At 59.7% G+C, this 21447-nt stretch carries 6 protein-coding genes; 4 read left to right on the plus strand and 2 right to left on the minus strand.

Going from position 1 to position 21447, the window contains the following annotated elements:
- Positions 1–79: 79 nt before the first annotated feature.
- The gene (locus ACI2KB_RS18035; RefSeq protein WP_404636535.1) at positions 80–13621 is read right to left on the minus strand and encodes a retention module-containing protein; all 13542 of its coding nucleotides are present in this window, start codon (positions 13619–13621) and stop codon (positions 80–82) included.
- A gap of 405 nt (positions 13622–14026) precedes the next feature.
- Here ACI2KB_RS18035 and ACI2KB_RS18040 point away from each other — a divergent pair, with 405 nt between their 5' ends.
- The 4 genes from ACI2KB_RS18040 to ACI2KB_RS18055 all read left to right on the plus strand — a co-directional run bounded on the left by ACI2KB_RS18040 (position 14027) and on the right by ACI2KB_RS18055 (position 20992).
- Positions 14027–15376 carry a TolC family outer membrane protein gene (locus ACI2KB_RS18040; RefSeq protein ID WP_404636536.1) on the plus strand — a complete coding sequence of 450 codons (1350 nt, stop codon included), beginning with the start codon at positions 14027–14029 and terminating at the stop codon, positions 15374–15376.
- 61 nt (positions 15377–15437) lie between these two features.
- Positions 15438–17591 carry a type I secretion system permease/ATPase gene (locus ACI2KB_RS18045; protein WP_404636537.1) on the plus strand — a complete coding sequence of 718 codons (2154 nt, stop codon included), beginning with the start codon at positions 15438–15440 and terminating at the stop codon, positions 17589–17591.
- Positions 17581–18951 (plus strand): HlyD family type I secretion periplasmic adaptor subunit, encoded by a 1371-nt coding sequence (locus ACI2KB_RS18050; protein ID WP_404636538.1) that lies wholly within the window; start codon positions 17581–17583, stop codon positions 18949–18951. The genes ACI2KB_RS18045 and ACI2KB_RS18050 overlap by 11 nt, the downstream gene beginning before the upstream one ends.
- A gap of 361 nt (positions 18952–19312) precedes the next feature.
- Positions 19313–20992, plus strand: a complete 1680-nt coding sequence (locus tag ACI2KB_RS18055; RefSeq protein ID WP_404636539.1) for a methyl-accepting chemotaxis protein — start codon at positions 19313–19315, stop codon at positions 20990–20992.
- Positions 20993–21140: 148 nt separating this feature from the next.
- Here the strand turns inward: ACI2KB_RS18055 and ACI2KB_RS18060 are convergent, their stop codons facing one another.
- Positions 21141–21443 carry a DUF2845 domain-containing protein gene (locus ACI2KB_RS18060; protein ID WP_404636564.1) on the minus strand — a complete coding sequence of 101 codons (303 nt, stop codon included), beginning with the start codon at positions 21441–21443 and terminating at the stop codon, positions 21141–21143.
- Positions 21444–21447: the final 4 nt, after the last annotated feature.

Below are 21447 nucleotides of genomic sequence, written 5' to 3' on the forward strand. Positions count from 1 at the left end.
CATTCCTCAATGAATGCAATGGCTGGCAGCCGTATGACACGGCTGCCAGCACAGTACATCAGCTCACGCGCTTGAGCTATCAGTGCGAATCGACCTTGATGGTATGAGCATCGTGAATCAACGACTTGAGCATGCTGTTATCCCAGCTCACGCCCTCCAGTTTGATGTGAACATCGGCTGTTTGAGCGGCATTGCTCGGCGTGGTCTGAGCGTCGAACTTACCGGTGGTGCTGACTTCTAGGTAGGTGTCGGAGCCGACCTTGTTGATCTGCAGGAACTTGGCGATGTTGGCATCGTCGTTGCCGTTTTCGCCTTGCAGCAGATCGCTCAGGTCCAGCGTGTTACTGCTGCCCTTGTTCCAGTCCTTGATCACGTCAGAGCCGGTGTCGCCCTGTTTCCACACGAACGTGTTGGTGCCAGCACCGCCGAACAGGATGTCATTGCCCTTGCCGCCGATCAGGGTGTCGTTGCCACCTTGACCGAACAGGATGTCATCGCCATTGCCGCCCAGCAGCGTGTCGTTGCCATCACCCAGCAACGGATACTTGGTCGCGTCATAGGTGTTGGACGTGTTGGCCAACTGAGCAACATCATCGGTGTGGCTGGTGATGAACTTGTGCAGCGCAGCATCATCGATGGTCGACACATTGACTTTCAGGGTGTCCGCAGCGAACTGCTTCAGCGCAGCGGTCCCTTCCAGTGCTTTGTAGTTGATCATGTCACCGAACAGGATGTCGTTGCCATCGCCGCCACTGACGGTGTCTTTGCCTGGACCGGTGAGGGTCTCGCTGCTCAGGATCGCGTCTTTGAGCTTGCTGACATCGATGACGTTCTGCGAGTGGTTGTTGGTGTCGTACTTGTCCAGCGCGCTGGTGTTGATCCCGATCGCTTCAATACCGTTGGTGCTCGCGGCCACCAGCTTGTTGTAAGCGGCAGTGGTGTGCGAATCCAGCGTGTTGCCGACGCCTGGGGTGCTGCTGTCGAAGGTGTTCGGCTGGCCGTCAGTGATGAAGAAGGTCAGTTTCTGAGCACCGGCGTTGACGGCGTCACTGCTGTTGAACCATGCACTCGTCTGGTTGAACACCGACTCGTAGTTGGTGTTGCCATTCGTGGTCAGCGCGTTGACGTAGTCGGTTGCCGCTTTCAGACCCGCAGTGGTCGAGATGTCGAAGCTCTGACCCGTGTGCGCGGTGCTGCCGAAGTTGGTCAGGTAAACCTTGACCGTTCCGGCATGTTCGGTGCCTGCCGATGTCGACAGCTGCGTCAGTGCTGCGATCAACTGAGTTTTCATGGTCGACAGTTGCTTCTGCATGCTGCCCGACGTGTCGATCATGAAGGCGATGTCGTAGTTCTGACCCGCCACCAGCTTCATTGCGGTCACGTCTGCGACCACGATGTCATTGGAAGCCGTGCCGACAACGGTGCTGTCGCCCGCAGTGCCTTCGCTGGCTTTGTAGACGCCTGCGTCGACGGTCACTGCGATCTGCTTGGTGTCCGTGGCTGTCGCAACGGCGCCCGGCTTGCCAACCAGCGCGGTTTCCGTGGCCGTCGCGGTGACGGTCAGCGTGAAGTTGCCGCTGTAGTACTGAGGCGTCTTGATCACCAGACTGCTCAGGTCGAACTTGCTCACATCGACCGCGGTGTTGGCAGCGGCGATGGTGACGCTATGACCGGCGCCGTCGGTCAGGATGGAGCCCGCAGGTGCACCGCTGATCGTGGTGACGTGGGTTTCCGAACCGTCGTTATCGGTGTAGTTCGCCGTGATCGAGCTCAGCTTGATCGGGTTGTTTTCGGTACCGTGGTTCAGGTCGTAGGCGGTGTAGTAACCCTCGCCGGAGCCTGCGCCGTTTTCATGCAGTGTCACGCCGTTCAGGCCGGAAGCCTTCAGGTCGTCTGCCGAGGTATACAACAGCTCGTTGGCGCTGTTCAGGGCGACGGTCTGGGAAGCGCCGGTGCTGTTGGTCTTGTCCACCAGGTTAATGGTGTAGCTGCCTGGGCCCGATTGGTTGTAGTGGTAGATATCCAGCGTGTAGTAGCCGGACTCGGTCGGGGTGTAGCCGGTCGACGAGATGGCGCCACTGTTACTGCCCCAGGTCGCTTTGGCCACGGTGCTGCCGCCGACGGTGATCAGCAGGCTGTCATCGCCCGAACCCGAGAAGTTGTAGGTGTGACCCGCTTCCAGATAGATCAGGCCGGAGAGCTTGGTACCGGTGCCCGCGGCAACGTTGCCATCCTGCGCGGCGGTTGCCGTGGTATGGGTCGTCGGAGCGGTCGAGGTATTGAAACCGGCCTTGATAGTCGATTCGCTCGCACCGTTGCCGTCGGTGCCCATGCCGGTCAGCGTGCCCACCCAGACATCCTTGACCAGGCCGGTCGATGTGACCGCGCTGGTGCCCAGCGACAGGGAAGGCTGATCGACGGCCGGACGGATGCTGATGTTCAGCGTGCCCGGCGTGGCGACGGAGCCGCCATCGGTCGCGCTGAACTGCAACTGGCTGTAGACAGACTTTTGATCGCCTACACCGGCGGTGCTGTAGTCGCTGCTGCCGGATTTGTCGGCCGCTGGAACGAACTGCAGTTTGCCCGCTGCGATGTCGGCATAGCTGAAGGCCTTGCCGATGTCGTTGCCGGTCAGGGAAACCCAGCTACCGTTGGCGGCCTTGTACTGCAGATCGCCGCCGCTTGGCAGGGCGGTGATCTTGATGCCCAGTGCCGAGTTGGCGGTGTCGACATCGCTGATGCCGAAGTCGGACCACTTGAACACCAGCGCCGTGTCTTCGGTGCCGGTGGCCGCAGCGTTGCTGACCACGGGTGCATCGTTGGTGCCGGTGACGGTAATCGCCAGGTTCGATGTGCTGCTCGCGCCCGATTTGTCGGTGACGGTGAACGGTACGTTGATGACCGTGGTCTCGCCCGCAGCCAGATGCTGGTAAGCCGGGTTGCTGGCGTCCAGCGTCCATTTGCCCGACTCGTCGACTGTGAAGCCGGCAGGCTTGTCAGCCGGTTTGACGGCATAGGTCAGTGTGTCGCCATCGTCCACATCGGTGGCCTGCAATTGACCACTGAGGGTGCTGTCTTCGCTGCCGGACCCGACGCTGGCTTTGGCCACCGGTGCATCGTTGGTGCCGGTCACAGTGATGGTCAGGGTCGAAGTGCTGGTCGCGCCCGCCTTGTCGGTGACGGTAAACGGCACGTTAAAGGTGGTGGTCTGACCGGCGCCCAGGTGCTGGTAAACCGGGTTGCTGGCATCCAGCGTCCACTTGCCGGAATCGTCGACTGTGAAACCGGCAGGCTTGTCAGCGTCCTTGACGGCGAATTTCAGTACGTCGTTGTCATCGACATCGCTACCCTGCAATTGACCTGTGAGGGTAGTGTCTTCATTGCCCGCACCGGTGCTGGCCGATGCGACCGGCGCATCGTTAACGGCGGTCACGTTGACCGTGACCGTGGCGGTATTGGAAGTCGCATGCCCATCAGTGACGGTGTAGGTGAAAGTCACCGGACCGTTGATGTCTTTGGCCGGGGTGAAAATCACGTTGCCCGCGGCATCCATGACCACCGAACCGACCACTTTGCCCGACGCGTCGGTGACGCTGGATGGCGTTTTCGGATCGTTGCCTTGCAACGAGTTGATGGTCAATGCGTCGCCGTCGGCATCCTTGTCGTTAGCCAACAGGGTTGCCGCCTTGATGACCAATGGCTGGTCTTCGAGCGTGGTCAGGGTGTCATGCGCCAGCGCAATGGCCGGGTTGGTGCCCAGAACGCTGTAGCCGCCAATCACGTTGCCGGTGACCTCCGCCACTTCGACTTTCAACTGAGCCTGGCCGCCCTGATCCCAATAGACGATCTGGATGCTGTGTTCGCCGCCGGTCGCGAGCGAGAACGAGGTTGTACGAGCGGTAGGTGACTGGTTCGCGTCATAGGCAGCCACTTGTTTGCCATCGATCAAAACGATATAGCCATCGTCCGCCGTGATCTTCAGCGAGTAGTTGCCTGCTTCCATCTTGACCTTGCCCGCCAGCTCGACGATCGCGTCAGTCGTAGTGGTTTGCGCAGTACCGTTGGTGTAAACCAGCGAGCCCTTGTCCGTGCCCAGGAAGGTCGCCAGGTTTCCGGCGTTGCCCAGGTCGTTGCCGAACGAGCCACCATAGTTCAGGGTGCTGGCGTTGAAGGTCGCATCGGCTTTGTGCGTGGCGATGAAGTCCAGCGCTTGCTTGATGCTGCTCAGGTTCGGACCATCGTTGCCCGCGCCGCTGCCCTGTTTGTAGCCGTAGTAGTTGCCCTGCAGGCTGCCGGTGACAGGTTGGCCAATATCATTGGCGGCAATAGGCGCATCGTTGACCGGGGTGACGTTGATCACAACGCTGGACGCATTGCCCAGGGTCGCGCCGCCGTCGCTCGGCTGGAAGCCGATGGTGGCGTAGTTGTTGCCGTTGGCGTCATCGGCAGGCTTGAAGGTCAGCTTGTCGCCGTCGATGTCGGCCTTGCTGATCAACTGACCTTGCGCAACGGCCACACCATTGAGCAGCAGGGTGCCATTGGCGGGCAGGCCGGTGATGACCACGCCCAGCGAGCTGGCTGGAGAATCGATGTCGGAAACACCGAAGTTGCTCCAGTGCAGGGTCTGGGTGGTGTCCTCGTCCCCGGTGCTGCTGCCGCCCGTGGCGGTTGGAGCGTCGTTGACCGGGTTGACATTGACTGTCAGCGGCAGCGTCGTGGAAGCGTGGCTGCCGTTGCTCGCTTCAGTTGCCGTGGCGATGATGCTCAGCTGAATCGGCGCCGTCGAGTCTTTCGGCGGAGTGATCGTCAGGTTGTTCAGATCCCAGCCGGTGATGATGACAGCGCCATCGCCGCCCGGAATCGAGGTGTAGCTGTTGTGGCCGTCGGTCACCACTGCGCCCAACGGAATACCTGCCACCGTCAGCGTCAGGGATTCCGAACCGTCAGTGTCGACCAGCGCCCCCGCGATATCCAGCTTGATGGCGCTGTCTTCGTTGCCGCCATCGGTATGCACGGTCAGGGTCGGTGCGTCCGCGACGGCGATAACCGTTACGTCGAATTTCAGCGACGTGCTCTCAGGCGCTGCGGCGCCATCTTTGGCGGTGGCGGTCAGCTCCAGCCCAACGGTGCCACTGTAGTTCAGCGGTGCCTGGAATTTCAGGCCGCTCAGGTTCCAGTTGCTGACATCCACCGAGGCGTTGTTATCGCCAGCGGTGAAGACGTGGCTCGGATTGCCATCGGTAATGACCGAGCCTTTCGGCAGACCGCCGAGGGTCAGGGTCAGGCTTTCCGAACCATCGCGGTCGGTGCTGGCTGCGTGAATCGGTGACAGCAGGATAGGTTGATCTTCATAACCGGTGTTGACGTTCTGGGTTACCGAAATGTTGTCCAGAATGCCGCCAGTGGAGTTGCTGTCTGCGGCTCTGAATTCCAGGTGCGCAGTGCCGTCGGCGGTGACCGGAACCTGGAACGCGTAGGTCTTGAGGCCCACCTCGTTGGCGTTCAGCGTACCGATCAGGGTCGTACCCCAGAAGACGTTGATCGTCGAGTTGTCCAGCGCACCTGCCCGTGGCGAATAATCGACGGTTACGGTGTAGGTCTGGCCCGCCTTGGCCGAGAATTCGGTCCACAGGTTGCTCTTGTCGCCGGTGTTGCGCTCCAGCTCGATGACGTGGTTGCCCGAGGCCTGTTTCGGGTCATTCACGCCATAGGTGCTGGCGGTGTTGATTTCCACCGCATTGCCGGAGTTATCGGTGTGCCACACGCCGCCGCTGAACTGCTCGACAGCGACGTTAGTGCCTGTGCCGGACCCTTGGAAGTCGATGCCACGGCTGAAACCGCCATCCATGGTCAGCGATGGTGTATCGGTGACCGGGTTCACGGTAACGCTGCCATTCACGACAGGCGAGCTCAGCACGTCCTTGCCGGCCAGGCCATTGTCCACCGCTTTATAGGTGAAGTCGTTGGTGCCGCTCCAATCCGCATCCGGTACGAAGTAGATGGTCGCGCTGTTGCCGGAGGCCGGGATATCCGTGCTGGTGTTGATGGCGATCGTATGGGCTGCATCGGCGTAGAACGTGCCGTGCGCACCCAGATCGACCAGGTTGAAGTGGTCGATCTGACCGTCCACATCGCTGCCGCTGAGGGTGATGGCGATGCCCGGGTTGGTCTGCCCGTCGTCCTCGTTGCCACTGCCCTGAGCGGCATTGGCCGTCGGAGCATCGTTGACCGCGACCACGGAGATCTCGCCGTGGGCCAGGAACGATTCTTTGCCGTTCACCCCGTTGCCTTTGGCGCCGGAGTCGGTGACGGTGATGTCGACGCCACGCGTGCCTGCAATCGGGTTATCGCCCGGTGCCTGGAACTTGATCGATTCGATCAGCGCCTTGTACTGCTCGAGGGTCGCGACGCCGGAAAGGGTAAAGCCGGTGACCTGGCCCGACGCGTTCTTCACTTCGGTCACGGTGACGCCGTCAGGCGTGGTGCCGGTGAACGTCAACAGCTCGCCAGCCTTCATGTCGCTGACACTGACGACGGCCTTGCTGAGGGTGGTGTTGTCCAGATCGTTCAGTTGCAGGTTCTTCACCACCGAAACGGCGTTGTCGTTCTCGGTGAAGGTGACCTTGTCGGTGCCCACGGTCGGCGCATCGTTGACGGTGGTAATCCGGATGGTCGAAACCGTAGTAGCGATGTTGTTCACATCGCCGCCGTCATCAATGGTGATGTTGATGATGCGGTTTTCAGTGCTCGGGTTATGCGACGAGCTGTCGAACGTGATCGACTGAATCGCAGTCTGGTATTGCGCTGCGGTGCCCGGACCGAAAGTGATGGTCTGGCTGACGATGTTGCCCTGAGCGTCTTTGACGTTAGTGATTTCGTACGTCAGACCCGCATTCTTGACCACGTTCAGGATGTCGCCATCGTGCGAGTTGGTCAGGGTGATGGTCGCAGACTTCAGAACGGTGGTGTCCGGATCGGTCAGGGTGAAATCGCGAGCAATTTTGCCTGGCCCCTTGCCGCTGCCCGATGGGGTGCCATCGGCCAGGGATTCGTTCCAGGTGTTGCCGAAGCTGGTGCCTGTGCCGGTGTGGCCAATGATCGGTGCATCGTTCACCGGGGTCACAGTGACGCTGCCGGTGCTGAAACCGGACTGGTTGTCAGTGCCGTGCGCATCGACGTCAGTGATTTCGATCTTCACGCTGCGCGGGTCAGCGTACGGGTTGTCGCTGTTGTTGGCGTAGGTGATCGAGCTGATCAGCGCCTTGTAGTCGTCGATCGACGCGTTGCCGGTCAGGGTGATGACGATGTTGCCGTTAGCGTCGTTGCTCAGGCTGTAGTGAATGCCCAGCGAAGTGTCGCCTTCGGTGCCGCCCTTGTAGTAATCGGAAACGATCAGGTCTTCACCCTTGATGCCGCTCAGGGTGATTGTGGCGCTGGACAGCTGGCCGCTGTCGACGTCCTTGATGACCAGGTTCGTGACCAGCGGGGTGGCTGCGCCGTTTTCGGTGTAGCTTGCGCCGGTGAACGTGATGGTCGGAGCGTCGTTGACCGGGGCCACGGTCACGGCAGTGCTGGACGCCGCAGAGTTCAGCGCGCCGTCGTTGACGGTGACAGTGATCGCGCGCGGATCGGTGGTCGGGTTGTCGCTGGTGTTTTTGAAGGTGATCGAGTCGATCAGCGCTTGGTATTCGGCTTTTGTAGCGTTACCGGTCAGGGTCAGCACGATGTTGCCGTCGACCACCGACTGGGTGACGGTGATGTGGCCGTTTGGCGAACCCACGGTCAGCTCATCGCCAATCTGAGTGCCAACGAGGGTGACTTTGCCGCTTTGCAGGTTGTCGTTGTCGACGTCAGCGACGGTGACTTTGCCGGCGAGAGTGGTGCCAGCGCCGCCTTCGGTGAACGAGATGCCAGAGCCGTCGCCGACAGACGTCGGTGCGTCGTTGACCGGCACGACCTTGATAATGGCTTGAGCGGTGTTGGAACTGTCGGAGCCATCGTTGACGGTGACGTCAATCACGCGGTTGACGCTCGACGGGTTATCGCTGTTGTTGATGAAACGCAGCGATTTCAGCACGTCGTTGTATTCGGCCTGCGTGGCTTCACCGGTCAGGGTGAACACCAGCTTGCCGTCGACAGTGGCTGAGGTCACGGTGATCTTCGCGTTGGTGGTCGCGAAGTACAGTTGATCGTTCGCCTGCGGGTTGGTCAGGGTGACGGTTGCACCTTTGAAGGTCGGGCTGTCAGGATCGGTGATGGTCATGAACGGCATGACCTTCAGCGCGCTGTTGCCTTCGGTGAACGTGGTGGTGCTGTTGCTGCCACCGGCCGGGCCGTTGAGGTCCAGAACCGGCGCGTCGTTGACCGGGGTAACCTTGATGGAGCCTGTGTACTCAGTCGACGACTCCAGGTGGGTGCCATCGCTCTTCAGGCCGGTGTCGGTCACGACGACGCTCACGCCGCGCTCGCCGCCCGTTGGATTGTCACCCGAGGCGACGAATTTGATCGACTCGATCAGCTCCTGGTACTGGGCCTTGGTCGCCGTGCCTTCCAGCGTGATGACCATGGTGCCGTTGGCATCCGGGCCGGAGACGGTGTACTTGATACCGGCGATGTCGGTGGTGCCGTTGCCGGTGTTGTGCACAGAGTCCACAACGTCTTCAGCTTTCAGGCCGGTCAGGGTGATGACCGCTTTGCTCAGCGTGGTGTTGTCCACGTCAGCGATTTGCAGGCCCGGAGCGATGGACACTGGGTCGGCGTTTTCAACGTATTCGCTGCTGCCGAAAGTCACGGTCGGCTTGTCGTTGACGGCGGTCACGTTGATGGTGGTGGTCGAAGCGCTCGACACGCCATTGATCAGGTGGCCGTCAGAAACGGTGACAGTGATGTTGCGCGGCGTCTGGTCCGGATCTTCGCTGGTGCTGCTGTAGGTGACCGACTTGATCGCTTGCTCGTAAGCCGAGGCGCTAGCGCTGCCGGTCAGGATGACCGTGATCTTGTTGTGCGCGAGGTCATTGATGACGGTCGCCTTGATACCCAACTGGCTGGCAGCTGTCAGCACGTCACCGGCCTGAGCGTTGGTCAGGGTGATGGTCGCGCCTTGCACTTTGGAATCGTCAGGGTCGGTGATTTTCACGTTGCCTGCGATGTTGATGCCAGCCTGGTTCTCGGTGTAATCGGTGACGAAGTTGCCGTTGCCGCCCACAGCGCCTGCGTTCAGATCAACCACAGGTGCATCGTTGACCGGAATGACGGTGACCAGCGAGGTGCCGACAGAGGAGTTCAACTCGCCATCGTTGACGGTGACGGTGACCACGCGGATGCCACCCACCGGATCGTCACCCACGCTCTGGAAGGTCGCCGACTTCAAGACCGCTTCGTATTGCGCCTGGGTCGCGGTGCCGGTCAGGGTATAGACCAGTTGGCCACCGACCACTTTCGACGTGACGGTGATGTTGGTACCGGTGGTGTCGAACGCCAACGTGTCGCCGGCTTTTGCGTTCTGGATCGAAACTGTCGCGCTTTGCAGATTCGGGCTGTCCGGATCGGCAAGGGTGACGTTTGGCATCAGTTTGACCGGTGCCTGGTTCTCGACATAAGGCGCAGCGGCGGTGACGTTGCCGAAGCCGTGCATGTCGATGGTCGGTGCGTCATTGACCGCCGTGACCTTGATGGTGCTGGTGGCAACGTTGGACAGGTTGTACTCGGACTGACCGTCGTTGACTTGAACTGTGATCTTGCGATCGACGGTGCTCGGGTCATCGCTGGTGTTGCGATAAGTGATCGACTGGATCATCGACTGGTACTGAGCCAGGGTTGCTTCCCCGCTCAGGTTGACAGTGATGGTCTTGTTGCCATCGGCATCGACGCCGTTGACGATCTGTACGGAGATGCCGTTCTTGCTGGTGGCGGCCAGCACGTCACCGATCTGAGCATTGGTCAGAACGACGGTGGCGCTTTTGAGCGTGGTGTTGTCCACGTCGGTGATCGAAACGTTGCTGCCAGCGATGCTGATCGCCTTGCCGTTTTCGATGTAGTTCAGGCTGTAGCCGGTCTCGGTCGAGCCGTCTTTGCTGTTCAGGTCCAGAACAGGGGCGTCGTTGACTGGAGTGACGGTCACGACCAACGGAGTTGTGGTGGTCGCAGTATTGCCGTTGCTGGCCTCGGTCGAGGTCGAGCTCACGGTCAGCTTGATCTCGCCATTGAAGTCTTTAGGCGGGGTGATGGTCAGCTTGCTCAGGTCCCAGCCATCGATCACGACCGCGCCGTCACCGCCTGGTATCGAGGTGTAGCTGTGGGTGCCATCGGTCAGCACGGCGCCCAACGGAATGCCCGAAACCGTGGTGCTGAGCGATTCGGAACCGTCGGTGTCGGTCAGGGCCGTTGCGATGGTCAGGTGGATCGCACTGTCTTCAGGGCCGGTGGCCGAGGTGACGTTAACCACTGGCGCATCGGCCACGGCGATCACGTGGACATCAAAGCTCAGGTCTTTGCTCACCGGTGCAGCATCGCCGTCCTGTGCGGTCGCCGTCACGGTTAGCGAAACGGTGCCGCTGACGTTGGACGGTGCCGTGAAGGTCAGCTTGCTCAGGTCCCATTGGGTGATGTCGGTAGACGTCTGGCCAGCCGTCGCGGTGAAGGTGTGCGTGCCATCGGTCAGCGTCGAACCGACCGGCAGGCCTTTGAGGCTCAGCGTCAGGGTTTCCGAACCATCGGTATCGGTGGTGGCGGCCTTGATGGTCGAGAGCAGGATGCCTTTGTCTTCGAGGCCGGTGTTCAGCTGTTCGGTAACGCTGATGTTGTTGATCACACCGCCCACAGAGTTGCTGTCGGCTGCCTTGAATTCCAGTTTGGCCGCGCCATCGGCGGTGACCGGTACCTGGAAGGTGTAGGTTTGCATGCCGGTCTGATTGGCGTTCAGCGTGCCGATCAGGGTAGTGCCCCAGTACACATTGATAACGGAGTTATCCAGCGCACCGGCGCGTGGCGAGTAGTCGACCGAAATGGAGTAGGTCGCGCCCGCTTTGGCGTCGATGGTGGTGTACAGGTTGCTTGGGTCGCCCGAATTGCGCTCCAGCTCGATGACCTGTGAGTTCTGTGCGTTGGCGCCGACGCCGTAGGTGCCTGGTGCGCTGATCTCGACAGTGCCGCCGCTGTTGTCGGTGTGCCACGCGCCGCTGCCGATGTTGCCGATCACGCCGGTGGTCGCGCCGTTGACGGTCAGCGAAGCCACCACCGCGTCGCTCACCAGCGACAGGGCAGGGGTGTCTGTCACCGGGGTTACAGTGATGTTGCCGGTGGCTGCCGTTGCGGCAGGCAGGCCCTGATTGTCGGTCGCGGTGTACGTGAAGCTGGTTTTGCCGCTCCAGTCAGCGTCCGGCTTGAAGTAGATCGTTGCGCTGTTATTGGCGGCAGCGATGTCGCTGGCGCTGGTCAGCTCCTGAGTGCCTGCCGCGTCAGCATAGAACTTGCCGTGCTCGGCCATGTCGACCAGGTTGAAGTGATCGATCTGACCGTCAACGTCGCTGCCCGTCAGGATGATCTTGACCAGGCCCGTCTCGGTGCCTGCGCTGTCCTTGCCGTCTTCATAGCCAGTCCCGCTGGCATCATTGACGGTCGGTGCATCGTTGACCGAGATGATATCGATCTGACCGCTGTGGTCGCCCGATTGATTGTCGGTGCCATGGGCATCGACGTCGGTGACTTCGATCTTGACGCCACGAGGGGTGGTGTCCGGGTTGTCGCTGTTGTTCGCGTAGGTGATCGAGTTGATCAGCGTGGTGTAGTTGGCGATCGACGCGTTGCCCGTGAGCTCGATGGTGATGCTGCCATCCGGGTTGCTTACCAGTTTGTAGCTGATACCAAGATCGGTGGTGCCTTCGGTGCCACCTTTATAGTAGTCAGACGCGATCAGGTCTTCGGCCTTGATGCCGGTCAGGGTGATCTTCGCCCCGCTCAGCGTGTCGCCGTCGACGTCCTTGATTTGCAGGTTGTTGACCAGAGGCTGAGGGGCACCGTTTTCGGTGTAGCTCGGGGTCTCGAACGTGATGGTTGGCGCATCGTTGACAGCTTGCACGTGAACGGTGCTGCTCACCGGAATCGAGTCGTTCTGGCCGTCGTTCACCGTCACGGTGATCGTACGATCTGCCACGCTCGGATTATCGCTGCTGTTGCTGAAGGTGATCGACTTGATCACGGCTTCGTATTCAGCCGCTGTCGCAGCGCCGGTCAGGGTCAGGACGATCTGACCGTTGACGGTGCTTGTGGTGACGGTGATGTTGGCGTTCGGGCTGCCCACGGTCAGTGTGTCATCCGCTTGCGCGTTGGTCAGGGTGACCTTGGCGCCTGCCAGTTGCGGGCTGTCGACGTCGCTGACCTTGATGTCCGGTGCAATCGCGACACCGGTGTTGCCTTCGGTGAAAGTGACTTCACTGTTGGTGCCAGTCGCAGCGCCGTTCAAATCAACGACAGGCAAAGCATCGTTGTCGATGAGAATGGTCGTGACGCTGCCGTTGGTGGTGCTGGCCACGACGTTTTCGAAGTTGCCACCGGTAATCGAACCAATCGAAACGGTGATGTTCTTGACGTCTTCCGGAAGGGTGTCGTTGATCGTTGCCAGATCGAACGTAACGCTGCTGGACCCGGCTGGAATCTTGACGCTGACCACTTGGGTGTAGTCCGTGCCATTGGCAGCGGTGCCGCTGTACGTCAGGTTGACGGTGACTTCGGTCTGACCAGGGTTGCTCAGCGTGATGGTGTACGTCGCCGATTCGCCTTCAGTGACCTGAGCGCTGCCCGTAATAGAGGCCGTGGTGGTGTCGACGGTGTCGGTGACGTTGGTCACGGCCGGCGCAGGGTTGGTTGTCAGAACCAGGCCAGCGCCGCCGGTGGTGCCGGTGATGGTTGTGGTGATGTTGTGCGCGTCGATGTACGGGGTGTTGCCGTTCGGAATCTGAACGACCACGGTGCCAGTCGTCTGGCCAGCAGCGATCACGATGGTCGAGCCGTTGGACAGGGTGATAGTCAGGTCGCTGAGCGGTGCCTGAGTCACGGTGGCGGTGTAGATCAGCGCGCCGCCTTCTTCGGTCAGTGTCGGTGTTGCGCTCAGGGTCAGGGTCGATTCGCGCTGAGGGACTGCGGCGTCTTCCTGAATACCTGCGGCTGCGGCGTTCCCCAGACCGGCTGTATTGAAGCCGATGTTCGGGTTCACGACGTCCGCGGTTTCGGTCAGCATCACGACGCTGTGGCCGCCGCCTGCGTTGCCGCCATCGGAAGACGTGCCGGTGGTCTGGCCTGCTGCGGTGGCTTCCAGATCCTTGGTCGGGTCCGCGCCCGCTGCGATGGCCTGTTGCAGTTCGGCAACAGACGGTGCCGCCTGAGCGGTGGCTTCTGCGATGTTAGTGGTCGAGGTCGGGGTTTCCGAACTCCACTGGCTGTCACGGCCCATGTCCAGTTGGCGACCATCAGGCAACTGCAATGTGACAGAGCCTTCCGGGCCTGTGAGCACCTGCTCCCCGGCCAACAGCCGGTCACCCTCGATCAGCACACGACGAATCCCTTCCGGGGAGACTGCGACTACTTGGCCAACAATGCTTTTGACGATGGCAACAACACTGCTCATGGGGGTGACTCTCCGAATTTACCGTTCTGTAGGTATCCATCATGCCGACCGGCTTTTCGGGTGCGGCGCTTCATATGGGGCTGCTTGAAACTAACAAAACTTTGGCGCCCAACAACTAAGCGTTTGATTTATTTATTGTTGGTTATTTGGCGTCAATTTATTCTCGGTCTAGTATCGGCTTCCTCATTAACTTTCTGCCAAACTATTGACCTATTCCGCGACATCCTAAACAATCGCGTCCGTAATGTCACATTGATATTTTCTGAGATCGCGTATTTCTGTTGTTCGCTCCCAGAGACCCTTCAGAACAGCCTGACGCCGCCGATCTCTTACACAAGTCTCTCTTTGCAGTGCAGCAGTGAATGCTGCGTTTTTGAACAAGTACGTTCTCGGGAAGTCACCAACATGCGTAAGCAAATTCTCACCGCTGTACCGTTCATCCTCTCGGCTGGCTTCGTGCAGGCACAAACCTTGCCAGAAGCCATGCAGAAGGCTATGGAAGTGCATCCCGAGGTTCAGGCAGGCGTCAACGCCCGCATTGCGCAGGACTACGCCGTCCGTGCGGCGAAGGGCGGCTATCTGCCACGTGTCGACATTACGGCGGGGTATGGTCGTGCGGGTTCCGATACGCCAACCACCCGTGCTCAGGGCAATGACAACCACTGGCAGACACTGAACCGTGGCGAGTCCGCCATTCGCCTGCGCCAGATGTTGTTTGATGGTTTTGCTACAAGTAACGAAGTTGGGCGTCAACAAGCCACCGCCAATTCTCGGGCGTACTCTTTGTTGAATACTTCCGAGCGCACTGCGCTGACAGTTGCTCAGGTTTATATCGATGTTCTGACGCAGCGTGAAATGGTTCGTCTCGCTGAAGAAAACCTTAAAAGTCACGAACGTATCTATGACCAGATCAAGTTGCGCACGAGCCGTGGTGTAGGTCGCATGGCTGACATGGATCAGGCCGATGCCCGTCTGGCTCAGGCGCAGAACAACCTGATCACCGAACAGACCAATCTCGCCGATGCTCAGACCAACTACCTGAGCGCCATTGGCCAACTGCCGGACCAACTGGAAAAGCCTGCGCCGTTCGCGCTGATGCCGGCCGATCTGCAGGAAGCCCGTCAGCAAATGCTCGACAACAGCCCGGTGCTGCGTTCGGCCGAGGCTGACATTGCCGCCGCCGAGAAACAGTACGCCGCCGCCAAGTCGACCTTCTCGCCGCGTTTCGATCTGGATCTGGGCCGCAACGCCGACAACAACGTCGGTGGCGACGAAGGTCACAACAACGGCTGGGAAGCCATGGTGCGCATGCAGTTCAACCTGTATGCCGGTGGTAGCAACAAGGCCGACCTGACCTCCAAGTCTTACCTGGCTTCTCAGGCGCTGGACATCCGCAACAACGCCCTGCGTCAACTGAACGAAGAACTGGGTCTGGCCTGGAACGCCTACAACAACGCATCGCAACAAGTGCCGATCGCGCAGCAGTACGTTGATCGGGCCACCAGCGTCCGTACGTCGTATCAGCAGCAATTCAGCCTCGGAGAGCGTACGCTGCTCGACCTTCTCGACAGCGAGAACGAACTGTTCACCGCGCAACAGCGTCTGGTGCAACTGCAAAGCCTGAAAACCTACACCCAGTACCGCATTCAGGCCGACATCGGCACCTTGCTGAAAAGTCAGGGCGTCGTGGCTCCGCTGGCATCGGTTGTGCAGAATGATATAAAGCCGTCGGTCAAACTGCCGGGTATGAACTGATCCTTGACGCATCCTGTCAGGAGCCAGCTTCTTTTAATTGCTAAAGAAAGAGAGTGTCAGCGTGGATTTGGAATTACCTTCTGTTCAACTAGGTCATGATCCCCGCAGCCAGCATGACGACCCGTTACTGGACGGTTTGCTGACACTCTGCGCCCTGCATCACAAACCGGCGAGCCGGGCGATGTTGAGCACCGGCCTGCCGTTGCCCGATCAGCGCCTGTCCGCCGACCTGCTGCCTCGTGCGGCGGCTCGGGCCGGTTTGCAGGGGCGTTTGCTGGTGCGCAAGCTGGACCAGATTCCCGCCATCGCGCTCCCGGCCATGCTGTTGTTGAAAGACAACCGCTGCGCCGTATTGCTGGGCTGGAACGATGATGTGGCGAGACTGCTGATCAGCGAAAGCGACGGCGGTGAAGTGCAGGTCGAGCGCGAGGCGCTGGCCAAGGATTACAGCGGCAAGGTGTTCTTCGCCCAACCGCAACATAAATTTGACGCAACCAGAGGCTCGATCATCCCGCGAGCACGCTCCTGGTTCAAAGACACCCTCAAGCTGTCGCGTTGGTTGTACGCCGACGCGATTGCTGCCAGCTTCGTCATCAACCTGATCGCGATTGCGGCGCCCTTGTTCGTCATGAACGTGTACGACCGGGTGGTACCCAATCAGGCGACTTCCACCCTGTGGGTGCTGGCCGCTGGTATTGTCGGTGCCTATCTGTTTGATCTGGTGCTCAAAGGGCTGCGCAGCCTGTGCCTAGACCTGGCCGGTAAAAAGACCGATCTGATCATCTCCGCGACGCTGTTCGAACGCATCGTGGGCATGGCGATGAAGTTTCGTCCCGCCCGCGTCGGCAGCTACGCGCAGAACATCCATGAATTTCAGGGCATGCGCGACTTTCTGACGTCGCTGACCCTGACCAGCCTGATCGACCTGCCGTTCACCCTCATCATCCTGTTGGTGATCGCGCTGCTGGGCGGGCATCTGGTGTGGATTCCGATCATTGCCTTCCCACTGGCGCTGGGCATTGGTCATCTTTTGCAAAAGCCGCTCACTGCCACCCTCGAACGCACCATGGCTCTGGGGGCCGAGCGTCAGTCGAGCCTGATCGAAACGCTGTCGGGGCTGGACGCGGTCAAGGTCAACAACGCCGAAAGTGAGCGTCAGTATCACTGGGAGCACACCATCGGCACCCTGAGCCGCCTCGAACTGCGGGTCAAGATTCTGTCCGGGATGGCCATGAACATCACGTTGCTGATCCAGCAACTGGCGGGTGTGGCGATGATCTGCTTCGGCGTGTACATGATCATCGACGGCAATCTGAGCATGGGTGGTCTTGTGGCTTGCTACATGTTGAGCGGCCGCGCCCTTGGCCCACTGGCGCAATTGTCCGGTTTGCTGACCCGTTACCAGCAGGCCAAAGTGACGATGGTGTCCGTGGACCAGATGATGGAGTTGCCGCAAGAGCGCAACTTCGAAGAGCGTCCGATGAGCCGTCAGGTGCTGCAAGGTGCGATGGAGTTCCGCAACGTCGAGTTCACCTACCCGAATCAACAGACCCTGGCGCTGAAGAACATCAACCTGGTGGTTCGTCCGGGCGAGAAGATCGGCATCATCGGTCGAAGCGGTTCGGGCAAGAGCTCTCTGGCCAAACTGCTGGTTGGTCTTTATCAACCAGACGAAGGCTCGTTGTTGGTTGACGGCGTGGACATTCGCCAGATCGACGTCAGCGAGCTGCGGCACAACATCGGCTATGTCGCTCAGGACATTCAACTGCTGGCCGGTTCGCTGCGTGACAACCTGGTCAGCGGCGCGCGTTATGTCGACGATGAAATGGTTCTTCAAGCTGCGGAGCTGGCAGGCGTGCACGAATTCGCCCGTCTGCACCCGCAAGGTTATGAACTGCAAGTCGGTGAGCGTGGACAGAACCTGTCCGGTGGCCAGCGGCAGAACGTGGCGCTCGCCCGTGCGTTGTTGCTCAATCCACCGATTCTGCTGCTGGACGAACCCACCAGCGCCATGGACAACACCGGCGAGGAGCGCCTGAAGCAGCGCCTGCAAGCCGTCATCGAGAAGAAAACCGTGATTCTTGTGACCCACCGAGCCTCGCTGCTCTCTCTGGTCGATCGCCTGCTGGTGATCGACCGTGGCCAGATCCTTGCCGATGGTCCGAAAGCGGCCGTGATGGAAGCATTGAAGAAGGGGCAGATCAGTGTTGCTTAAATCGGGTCAAGACTCCGGCGGGTTGTTCGGCTATTTCAAAGGCACCCCTTCCCTTGAAGGGCAGCCGATGCCTGAAGTGAAGAAGGCTTTCCTCGATGACGTGCCGCGTATCGTGCGGTACACCATCTGGGGCGTCATTCTGTTCTTCGTGTTTCTGGTGCTGTGGGCCAACTTCGCGGTCATCGACGAAGTGACCAAAGGCGAAGGCAAGGCGATTCCCTCGACCAAGATTCAGAAAATCCAGAACCTTGAGGGCGGTATCGTCGCGCAGATTTACGCGCGCGACGGTGAGATCGTTGAAGCCGGTGCACCGCTGATTCGGCTGGACGACACTCGTTTCGCGTCCAACGTCGGTGAGACGGAGGCCGACCGCGTGGCCATGGAGTTGCGCGTCGAGCGTCTGAGTGCCGAGGTCGATGACCGTCCGTTGAACATCAGCGCTGATGCGCGCAAGTCGGCGCCCAAACAGGCTGCGAACGAAGAGTCTCTGTACCAGAGCCGTCGTCAGCAACTGGTTGATGAAGTTGGCGGGCTGCAACAGCAACTGATTCAGCGTCAGCAGGAATTGCGCGAGTTCGGCTCCAAGCAGGAGCAGTACCGCAACAGCCTGAACCTGTTGCGCCAGGAGATCGGCATGTCCGAGCCACTGGTTGCACAGGGCGCGGTGTCCCCCGTGGACATCCTGCGGTTGAAACGGTCGGAAGTGGAAACCCGCGGCCAGCTCGACGGCACCACCTTGGCGATTCCTCGTGCGCAGGCGGCGATTGCCGAAGTGCAGCGCAAGATCGACGAGACCCGTGGCAAATTCCGCAGCGACGCCCTGACGCAATTGAACGAGGCCCGTACCAATCTGGCCAAGGCGCAGTCTACGGCCAAGGGGCTGGAAGACCGGGTCAACCGCACCATGGTCACCTCTCCTGTGCGCGGTATCGTCAAGCAGATGCTGGTCAACACCGTCGGCGGCGTTATCCAGCCGGGCAGCGACATCGCCGAAATCGTGCCGCTGGATGACACCTTGCTGGTCGAGGCGCGCATTCGTCCGCAAGACATTGCGTTCCTGCATCCGGGCCAGGAAGCGATGATCAAATTCACGGCCTATGACTACACCATTTACGGTGGCCTCAAAGGCAAGCTGGAACAGATCGGCGCCGACACCGTGCAGGACGAGCAGAAGAAGGAAACCTTCTACGTCATCAAACTGCGCACCGAGCGCAGCCACCTCGGCACCGATGACCATCCGCTGTTGATCATTCCGGGGATGGTTGCGTCGGTGGACATCATCACCGGCAAGAAGAGCATTCTCAGCTACCTGCTCAAACCTGTACTGAAGGCACGCGCCGAAGCGCTTCACGAACGCTAATAGAACCTACGCCTCCCCCTTGTGGGAGCGAATTCATTCGCGATTCGGTGGGACATTCGATACATCTCTATCGACTGTACTGGCCAATCGCGAATGACGTACTACGCACTACTCGTCTCTACATTTCATTCCGCTAAACCATCGACAAAATCGATACTCCTCTCGGCCCCATCACATCGATCGATCATAGTAGCCTTGTGACATATTTCGGTTGTAATTTATCGCGCCTGGATCCTAAAGATCCGCTCAGGATCAGCGATACGATTAGCTGCAACCGCCGTTCACGCCACCACTCACCACAAGAGCTTCCGGTCATTTTTCATCAGTAAAGATGATATGTCCTGCATACAAGGAATTCGTCGTGACGTTAAACCTGCGCCGCAAGGTCATTCTCCTTGCCATTATTCCCAGCCTGATACTGGCCGCCGTCATTAGCTGTATCACCTGGGTCGTGCTGCAAAAACTGGCCACTCAGGAGGTCGAGCAGACCCGTGCGTTGCTGCTCGAAGAACGCAAACTGTCGCTGAAGAACTACCAACAGATTGGCGAAGCCGCGATCAAACCGATCTACGACGCCTCGGCGCCTGGCGATATGGAAGCCCGCGACCGTGCGCTCAAAGTCCTCAAGGGCTTGCAATACGACAAGGCTGCCTACTTCTTCGGCTACAACTCGCAGTACGTGCGGGTGTTCTGGTCTGACAAGGACGTGGACATCGGCAAGAACTTCTCCGATGCCAAGGACGCCAACGGCGTTTACGTGATCCGCGGCCTGGTCGACAAAGCCAAAGACGGCACCCATTTCTTCCGCTACGACTGGACCACGCCCGGCAGCGACAAGCCGGTTCCGAAACTGGGTTACACCAACTACCTGCAAAAATGGGACTTGGCGTTCGGCACGCAGGCCAACCTCGATGACATCGATCAACAAATTGCAGCCATCGAGGCGGCGATCCAGAGCCGCATCGGCTCGTCGGCAGCGCTGATCGTCGCCGTCGTTGCGGTATTGCTGCTGATCGTTGCCGTGATTGGCCTGTTCCTGGGCAACGGGCTGGTCAAACCGGTGATGGTGATCAAGCAGAATCTGGATGACATTGCCGCAGGTGACGGCGACTTGACCCGACGTCTGCCAGAGACAGGCAATGACGAGTTAGGTGCGCTGTCTCGGTCGTTCAACCAGTTCGTCGAAAAAATCCATGGACTGGTGCGGCAGATCGCGGAGATGACCGGCCAGCTCAACGGCCTGGTCAATGACATGTCGTCCCAAGCACAACGCTCCGAAGAAGCCATGGGTCGTCAGCGTCAGGAGACTGATCAGGTCGCGACAGCCATTCACGAAATGTCTTCGGCGGCGCATCAGGTGTCGATCAGCGCGCAAGGCGCCTCTCAGGCCGCGCGCAAGACCAGCGACGTCGGGCATGACGCGAGGAGCGTGGTGAACAAGAGCATCGAGAGCATTCGTGCGTTGATCGGTGAGATTGGTGAGAGCAGCTCGTCGCTGGACACCCTGCGTCAGAACGTGCACTCGATTGCTTCGGTGGTTGACGTGATCCGCTCCGTGGCCGAGCAGACCAACCTGCTGGCCCTTAACGCGGCCATTGAAGCGGCGCGAGCAGGGGATGCCGGTCGCGGCTTTGCGGTGGTGGCCGATGAAGTGCGGGGTTTGGCCAGCCGAACGCAGCAGAGCACACAGGAAATCCACGACATGATCACCTCGCTGCAGCGCGGTGCGCAAGACGCGGTCGTGGCGATGAGCCGCTCAAGCGACACCGGCAAAACCACGGGCGAGTTGGCCAACGAGGCCGGTGCGTCATTGGATGCCATCGGGCAGTTGATCGAGACCATCAATGACATGAACGCGCAGATCGCCAGCGCTTCGGAAGAGCAGACTGCCGTCGCCGAAGAGATCAGCCGCAGCATGACTCAGATCGCCCAAGCCGTGGACACCGTGGCCGACGATGCTCAGGCCGGTGCTTATACGGCGCGCAGCCTGACAGACTTAGGTGATCGGTTGGGTGGGTTGGTGAAGCAGTTCAGGATTTGACGGGATAGATTGCGCCTTACAACGCAATCACCTGTGGGAGCGAATTCATTCGCGATGGGGTAGTTCGATCAACACATCTCTGTTGCCTTATCCATCATTTCGCGAATGAATTCGCTCCCACAGGGTTGGTGCTGACGCCACGCCAGGTTTACCGACCCCGCCGACTATCAATCCGCACCAACCGCCCACCTTCGAAACGCAGGTACTGATACATCCCGTTATTCGGGCCGTAGATCCATTCCTGCACCTGCACCTGATCGACCTGACGGAAGTGGTTGACCGTTTCCTTGTACCCCACAATGTCCTGACTGATGGGCTGACCGCACTTCTGTTGCACTTCGAACATCCTGTCGCCAGCGCTGATCAATTGGCTGCCGCAGCGCAACGTATCCGCCTGAGCGGTGAGGCTCAATGCCGTCAGGCCGAGCGCCACCAAGGCCACGATTAACACACTC

The sequence above is a fragment of the Pseudomonas sp. NPDC088444 genome, assembly GCF_044900175.1.
Classification (GTDB): domain Bacteria; phylum Pseudomonadota; class Gammaproteobacteria; order Pseudomonadales; family Pseudomonadaceae; genus Aquipseudomonas.

Bases quoted from the DNA above. Each gene is read 5' to 3' on its own strand.
- ACI2KB_RS18040 (WP_404636536.1), top strand. From the start codon at position 14,027: ATGCGTAAGCAAATTCTCACCGCTGTACCGTTCATCCTCTCGGCTGGC.
- ACI2KB_RS18035 (WP_404636535.1), bottom strand. From the start codon at position 13,621: ATGAGCAGTGTTGTTGCCATCGTCAAAAGCATTGTTGGCCAAGTAGTC.